Genomic DNA, 3,464 nt, shown 5'->3' on the forward strand with positions numbered 1-3,464 from the left:
TCACGGCGGCGTGGCCGGCGCGGGAGGCGCGGGTGGCGCCGGCGGGACCGGCGTCAACGGCGGGCAGGGCGGCGATGGCGGTGCCGGCGGCGGTGGTGGCAATTCCCAAGATTCCGGCTGGGGCGGCGCCGGCGGTAACGGCGGCAACGGCGGGGCCGGCGGCGATGGCACCAGCACCGGCGGCGGCGGCGGGACCGGCGGCAACGGCGGGACCGGTGGGACAGCTACGGATCCAAGCTATCCCGGCAACCTAGGCGGTACCGGCGGCACGGGAGGTTCCGGTGGCACCGGCGGCAGCGGTAGCGGCGGACCCGGTGGTGCTCCCGAAGGCGGACAAAGCGGCCAAATCGGTGTGCTCGCCGGGCCTGGTGGCGTCGGGGGAGACGGCGGCCCCGGCGGCGCCGGCGGCCCGGCCGCGTAGTCCGGCGCATACCGGTGGCGTCGCCAGTCAGGCGCGAACTGCAGCCGATCGGGCTCGCGCAAACGTCTTGGCCGCGGACCCGGTGGCCCACCGCGTCGTTGCAGGCTTCGACGAAGCTGTTTGCATGGCCGCCTGGCCGGATTCGAAATGCCGAACCTATCCGAATTGTCGGCGAGTCCGGACTACCCGTCGCCAATTGCACGCAAAATCGAACACATTCTCCAAAAATATGTGCGGTTCTATTTCGCGCGAACCGCTGAAATCGCAGTTGGATAACGCTAAGTTGGTGATCGGCCACACGTTAAATTTCGCGGAGGCGCCACGCGGCATGTATGGATATGAAAATTCTGAAAGTTATTCGCGACGGCCGTCCTGTAGCGGAACTAACGTTCCCACCGTCGTTGCCGATCGACTCGAGCTCCTATAAACGTTGCGAGAGTCGGCACTCCACAGGCATTTGCGTCCGAACGAGCGAGTTCAATAGCACCAAGAGAAAGGATTTGGCAATGGGCTATCCCGTATTTCCTCCGGAGATCAATTCAGCGCTCATGAATGCCGGCGCCGGCTCGGGCCCCATACTCGAAGCGGCAGCAGCCTGGGGCGCCCTGGCCGACAAATTACAGTCAGCGGCGGACTCATTCGTATCGGCGATCTCGGGCCTGGCCAGCGGGTTCTGGCAGGGCCGAGCGGCCGCCAAGATGACTGAAGCGGCCGCACCCTATGCCGCGTGGCTTGCGACTGCGGCCGACCACTCCGAAGGCGCGGCCAGCCAAGCCTCCGTGGTAGCCGCCGCCTTTGAGTCGGCCCGGGCCGCGACGGTATGCCCGGCGGTCATCGCGGCTAACCGGGCCATGATCACCGCATTGATCAACGCGAATCTCTTCGGGTTCAACATCCCCGCGATCGCCGCCATGGAAGCCGAGTACGAGCAGATGTGGGCCCAGGATGTGACCGCGATGTTCGGCTACCACGTGGGCGCCTCGTGCGCATTGTCGCAATTGGGCCCCATTCGGCAGCTACTCGGATTCCTGCCCGGTCTAGCACCCACGGCGCCAACGGCGCCGGCGACACCTGCGGTGTCGGTGCCCGCTACGCCTGCCACTCCACAGACACCGCCGGCGGTACCGCAGACACCGACACCACCGTCGTCACCGCCGCCACCCACCAAGCTGCCTATGCCGCCGGGCGGCGTGATCTACCCGACGGGGCCGACGAAGGTAGCCGTAAACGGGTGACTCCCAAGCTACTGGAATCCGGCCTGCCTGACTTGTGACCGGCGCCGGCTGCGAGTTGCGGCACGCCGCGACCAACCGCGTGGGCGTATGCAGGTGTCGCGCCTGTGTGACTTCGCGGGTCTCACGGATCCTCATCACCGTGAGTTGATCGCCGAGAAACCCTGCTAGCCGCAGGATAATTCACACCAAACGGCTGGCGTCGATCAGGCTCGGCGCGGGCGTTTGGGGCGTTTCGCGCTTAGCTTTGGCATGGCGCGGCGCGGATAACACTGCCCTGTTATCCGCGCCACCGGCAGATTTGAAACCAGGCCCAGCTGGAGCCCACTGCCGAATCGGTTTGGGCCATGTTGGCGCCGGCGGCTTGGACCTTTTGGCCGTGGGCGTTAGCTTGTTCGTAGATCACCTGGAAGTTGCGACCCAATGCGGTATGTTGAGGCAACGATATGCAGCCGGCACTAAACGGTCCAGCAGAAGGTTGCGAACAAATGCTGCGCCGAGCACAAGGATCAGGTCCGTCGTAAATCGTTCGATTTCCTTCCAATACCGCCGAACGCTCACGTTGCTGTCGAATACCAACCGGTGTGCGGCTGAAAAGCCACCCCCGCCATATCGTCAGAAGTGCTGCTGTGCAACGATCTCGACGACTATCTTCACGACGTCGTGACCATTGCACGTCAGTGATCTTTAGTGGTCACGCGACTTGCACCCCGTCTTGGGATTGTTCGGCAGCCTTGTGGCTGCGTCTCTTCCACACGTCATAGCCACCAGCCCGGCCAGGCCGGGTCTTATGGTCGGCTCCACGCTTGACGGCGGCCCCAACTGGGCCGACGACACCAACGGGTTCCTCGTAGCGTGCGAGGTTGATGGCAGCGCAGCCATGTAGGTAAGCGACGCTACGCATTGGTCGCACTGCAGGGTTTCGTCCCATCCGGTGTCCTGAACATACGGATTGGGCAGCTTCGCGCTATAAGTCTTGCCAGCGGCAGAACCCGTCGAGCTGGTGGATCAGATCCGCGTGTCGGATGTTTGAAGTTCTGCATGCTCCGTTACGGCCGCCGTATTAGCACGTTCTCGTCAGCCGTGTTGTCCGGGTCTGCCGTCGGTGCCGCGAAGGCCATCCGCCCCGTCGCGACCATCTCGGCCGGCAAACGGGGCGGTGCCGGTGCCACCCGAGCCGCCGGCTCCCGCCGCACCACCGGTCCCGGCGGCCCCGGCCTCGCCGCCGTCAGCAGCCGGACCGTTGCTGCCCGCACTTCCTATCAGTCCGCCCTTGCCGCCGCCGCCGCTCAGCCCAGCGGCACCGCCGTTGCCGCCGTCACCGCCGGCGCCACCGTTGCCGCCGGCCCCGCCATCGCCGCCGGTAGCCTCACCGCCACCGAATCCGTCGTTTCCCGTGGCGGCGCCGCCGTTCCCGCCGACCCCACCGGCGCCCCCGGCACCGCCCGCACCGCCGGCCCCACCCGCGCCAGCGTGACCGCCCGCACCACCGATGCCGAAGAGCCGACCGGCGTCGCCGCCGTGACCACCCGGACCACCGCTACCGCCATCGCCGCCCCTGGACAGGGCATCCGCGCCGTCAGCCCCCTGACCACCGTTTCCGCCGATAGTGATGTCGCCGTTGGCCTCGCCACCGGCACCCCCGGCACCGCCGGCACCGCCTAGGCCTCCGCTTGCACCGGTGCCGCCGGTGCCTCCCGCGCCGCCGGCTCCGCCATTTCCGGCCACCAGACCTGCGCGGCCCCCGTCACCGCCCGCTCCGCCCGAACCGCCGTTGCCGCCAACCACTTTGCTGCCGTCGCCACGGCCGC

General features: G+C 67.1%; 2 protein-coding genes and 3 pseudogenes. 2 read left to right on the top strand and 3 right to left on the bottom strand.

From position 1 onward, the window contains the following. Both B4U45_RS28695 and B4U45_RS28700 read left to right on the top strand, forming a co-directional pair. A pseudogene (locus B4U45_RS28695) lies at window positions 1-421 on the top strand (PGRS repeat-containing protein); the annotation flags it as partial. Between the two features lie 506 nt (window positions 422-927). Continuing rightward, window positions 928-1,656, top strand: a complete 729-nt coding sequence (locus B4U45_RS28700; RefSeq protein WP_075545190.1) for a PPE family protein — start codon at window positions 928-930, stop codon at window positions 1,654-1,656. 277 nt (window positions 1,657-1,933) lie between these two features. Here the strand turns inward: B4U45_RS28700 and B4U45_RS29735 are convergent. The 3 genes and pseudogenes from B4U45_RS29735 to B4U45_RS28705 all read right to left on the bottom strand — a co-directional run. Further along, window positions 1,934-2,083 (bottom strand): annotated as a pseudogene (locus tag B4U45_RS29735) (hypothetical protein); the annotation flags it as partial. Between the two features lie 264 nt (window positions 2,084-2,347). Then, window positions 2,348-2,601, bottom strand: a pseudogene (locus B4U45_RS29740) (IS607 family element RNA-guided endonuclease TnpB); the annotation flags it as partial. A gap of 129 nt (window positions 2,602-2,730) precedes the next feature. Continuing rightward, window positions 2,731-3,464: hypothetical protein (locus B4U45_RS28705; RefSeq protein WP_219859594.1), on the bottom strand; the 734-nt coding region annotated here is incomplete at its 5' end.

It is taken from the genome of Mycobacterium persicum, assembly GCF_002086915.1.
GTDB classification, from domain to species: Bacteria; Actinomycetota; Actinomycetes; order Mycobacteriales; family Mycobacteriaceae; genus Mycobacterium; species Mycobacterium persicum.